The 3,494-nt window shown below is 19.4% G+C and carries 2 protein-coding genes and 3 pseudogenes; 4 read left to right on the top strand and 1 reads right to left on the bottom strand.

Annotated elements, in window-relative coordinates; all coding sequences use genetic code 11:
• Window positions 1–202 precede the first annotated feature (202 nt).
• Window positions 203–503 (bottom strand): annotated as a pseudogene (locus M8044_RS02320) (sigma-70 family RNA polymerase sigma factor); the annotation flags it as partial.
• A gap of 642 nt (window positions 504–1,145) precedes the next feature.
• On the opposite strand from M8044_RS02320, the pseudogene M8044_RS02315 reads away from it, so the two are divergent.
• The 4 genes and pseudogenes from M8044_RS02315 (at window position 1,146) to M8044_RS02300 (ending at window position 3,392) form a co-directional block, all read left to right on the top strand.
• Window positions 1,146–1,556: pseudogene (locus tag M8044_RS02315) on the top strand (hypothetical protein).
• A gap of 38 nt (window positions 1,557–1,594) precedes the next feature.
• Window positions 1,595–1,852 (top strand): annotated as a pseudogene (locus M8044_RS02310) (carboxypeptidase M32); the annotation flags it as partial.
• A 36-nt stretch (window positions 1,853–1,888) separates the two neighbouring features.
• The gene (locus M8044_RS02305; protein ID WP_273585442.1) at window positions 1,889–2,557 is read left to right on the top strand and encodes a Pr6Pr family membrane protein; all 669 of its coding nucleotides are present in this window, start codon (window positions 1,889–1,891) and stop codon (window positions 2,555–2,557) included.
• Window positions 2,558–3,203: 646 nt separating this feature from the next.
• Window positions 3,204–3,392, top strand: coding sequence for a hypothetical protein (locus M8044_RS02300; RefSeq protein ID WP_308705354.1), 189 nt, complete (start codon window positions 3,204–3,206; stop codon window positions 3,390–3,392).
• Window positions 3,393–3,494 lie beyond the last annotated feature (102 nt).

Below are 3,494 nucleotides of genomic sequence, written 5' to 3'. Positions count from 1 at the left end.
TATTATCAATTATTAATCATCAATATACCCTTCTTTATGGAGGGTTAGACTTGTTTTTTTCTTTTTTTTAATTAATCAAATTTTATTATTTATGTTATAATAAAAGTATAAATATAGGAAAAAAAATTGTTTTTTTTATCATTACTTTTATAAAGCACTCTTTCATTAATGATAAAAAAATATCAATTTAGCACCTATTATATTCTTGAAAATAAAGATTATCAGTTTTATGATTTTTTTGTGGAATCGAAGGAGAATGACTTTTTTTATTAGTTCTGTTATTTCTGATTTGATGGTTGGTGTGGTATAAGCGATAAATTCATAGGCTAAATCTTCGTAATTATCCAGGGTTTTGATTAATCCTAAAATCCCTTCTTGGTATAAATCTTCTTTTGTTACAACTCGAGGATAATATTTAAATTGATTTACTATTTTTTGATTAATGGTAAATGAAGTTCAATTAATTGATATCGTATTTCTAAATTCTTTTTATTTTTAAAAAATCTTTAAATAATTCTTATCTTAACATTAGAATCTTTTCTAAAAACGTTTTTAGAAAAGATAGGAAATTATTTTTTTAGTCTTGGAAAAGAAAAAAGACTAACTTAATAGTCAGTCTTAAAAGAGTTTTTAAAAAATAAAAAGTGTCTAAAGTTGTGGAACACCTAAGATTTGCTAATTATTATTAAGTGATGAAATAACAAAATTAATTACTTTAACAGAAAAAGAAGAAAAAGAATTAGAAAGATGGCAAAAACAAAATTTAACAAAAATAATTTTAAAAATAAAACATGAAGAAATAATTTCAGAAGAATTAAAAAACAATTTAATTTTATCAACTACATAAGCTGAAATGATTTTGAAAAAAGCTCGATTTAATAATGATTAAGAATTATTTAAACCTTATTTAGCGAAAAGTTATTCATTATACTAAACAAATAGCTCTAAAATCACAAAAAACTCATAATTGTGATAATTATATTCCTTTCGATATCACTAAACAAAAAATTTTAAATAATAAAATGATGTCTCTTTTTGGTTTTAATTTTGATCAAGGCCGTTTAAATGAATCAACTCATCTAATATTCGTTTAACCACTCGTTATGATGAATAAAATTTTTAAGTAGTTTTTTTATATACAATGCATGAAAGCAGATCATGCTTTATATGAACAAAGTTTACCTTTAAAATATAAAAATCAAACAGTAGGAAAATCCCTTGATTTTCAATTTCATGAAAGTCAATCTTTATTAATAGAAAAACAAGTCGTTAAATCTAAAGAATTTTGAACATTTTTATCCAATTATTTTCAAAAAGAATTTAATTTCAACGATACTTTATTCAAAGTAAATAATTTATATTATCAAGTAAACAAAGTTAAACCAAGTTTTATTAGAGTTGATGCTGATGAAGTTACTTACCCTTTACATATTATTTTACGTTTTGAAATAGAAGAATTATTGATTAATGATAAATTATCTTTAGATGAATTACCTAATGTATGGAATAAAAAAATGAAAAAATATTTAGGAATTGAACCGAAAACTTTTAATTAAGGTTGTTTTCAAAAGATTTTCATTAGTCTTCCGGTTCTTTTGGTTATTTCCCTAGTTACGGTAATGGAATGATTATTTCTTCAATGATAATGAAAAAATATAGTATTTTAAATCCTAACTATAAACAAAATTTTTTAAAAGGAGATTTTAAACATTTAAATCAATATTTAAATCAAAATTTTAGATGTTTTGGTTATTTATATAATAGTTCTGAATTATTATTAAAAATTACTGATAAACCTAAAATAAATACTTATGTTTTTTTAGAGTATTTAGAAAAAAAATATTTAAAATAATCTAATATAAAATGATAAAAGGAGCTTTATAATCTGATGCATAAAAAAAATAAATTTATTTTTCAAAAATATTTCCAAAATCATTTATTACAATTTATTTTTTCTTTTTTATTATTTTTAATTTGTTTTATTATTTTCGGCATAAATTTTTTTCAAATTATTAATAGCAATAAAAATTTTTCTAATCTTATTTATAAATTTACATCAGAAAGCAATATTATAATATTAATTGTAATGTTTTTGTTTTTCACTCCTTTTAGAAAAAATTTGAAATTTTCTTATTTAGCTTTTATCGCTTTAGTTAGTATTTTGTTTACTTCCCTTATTAATCATACTATTCTTGATAGAGAAGAAATAAAAAAATTTTCTTTTCGACAAACTATACATTATAAACATACAATAATTCCTTTTTTATATACTATTTTTTATTTTTCTGCAAAAGATATCAAAAATTTAATCTCTCGACATGTTTATGTTGGTTTAATTCATCCTTTATTTTATTTTATCTTTTTCTTTATAAAAGGTTTATTTGTGAAAAACGCAAAATATCCTTATGATTTTATTGATCATAATAAAAAAGGTATTTTTCAAATAGAAAAAGGACAAGGATATTTATATCTTATACTTGTAGTTTTTATTTTAGCCATCTTTCTTTATATTTTTTCTTATTTTTTAAATTTTTTAAAAAAGAAAATTTCAAAATAAAAAAATATTAAAATATTTTATCAACGACTTTCTCTATTTAAATATCAATAATTCATTTATAAAAACGGTAATTTATCTTTATATGTAAATATTAAAAATACGATCAATCCTATTAAAATAATAAAACTGATAACGAAATAAACAATTAATTTTTTAACTAAATAAAAAATAATTAAAGGTAAAAAACAACAAATTATAACTAATGTAGTTGGTTCGTCAAAATATAACATTTAGAAAAAAACTCCTTCAGATTTTTTTATTAAAAAAACCTAATATAATATAATTATATAATTTTTTTAATAAAACAAAAAAATTCAACAATATATTTTTTATAAAATAAATATATTTAATAAATATTATTAAAAAATTTTTGATTTTTTATAAAAATATTTTCTTATTTTTGAGTTTCAAATTTTTTAAAACAAATTATATTTTAAATTATTTAATTATTTTTAATTGTCATATGAACTAAATTGTGATTTAGATATAAATTATTTATTGTAAATTAATTTATTTATGTTTTTTTCAATATAATTTTGTTTCTTGTTTTATATAATTTTTATTTTTTAATATAACCAATAAATTTCAACCGTTCCATCACGAAGAAACCAAAACACTTAATACTCTACAACAATTAACCCATAAAATGAAAAATAACCCAACACCAATCTTCCAAAACCTATCTATCCAACAACAATCTAATCCAACTATTATCCAAAATGAAGAATCAAATATAACTAACAATAATGAAGATAAAATAGAAACAACTCAAGAAGAAACAACTCAAGAAGAAAGTGAAACTGGTAACCTTAACAAATGGTTGAGTATCATTTAAAATGGTACAATTGGTAATCCACAAATTTAAGTCAAACTATTTTTTTATAGTTAATATAAAAAAACGGTTTGGCTTATTTTTTTGTTTAAAAAAATTAGTTAA

Origin of the sequence: Columbia Basin potato purple top phytoplasma, from assembly GCF_028595955.1 — a bacterium.
Classification (GTDB): domain Bacteria; phylum Bacillota_I; class Bacilli_A; order Acholeplasmatales; family Acholeplasmataceae; genus Phytoplasma.
The sequence above is the reverse complement of the archived record's forward strand: the minus strand, read 5'-3'. Positions and strand labels throughout refer to the sequence as shown.

Bases quoted from the DNA above. Each gene is read 5' to 3' on its own strand.
- M8044_RS02305 (WP_273585442.1), top strand. From the start codon at position 1,889: ATGCATAAAAAAAATAAATTTATTTTTCAAAAATATTTCCAAAATCAT.
- M8044_RS02300 (WP_308705354.1), top strand. From the start codon at position 3,204: ATGAAAAATAACCCAACACCAATCTTCCAAAACCTATCTATCCAACAA.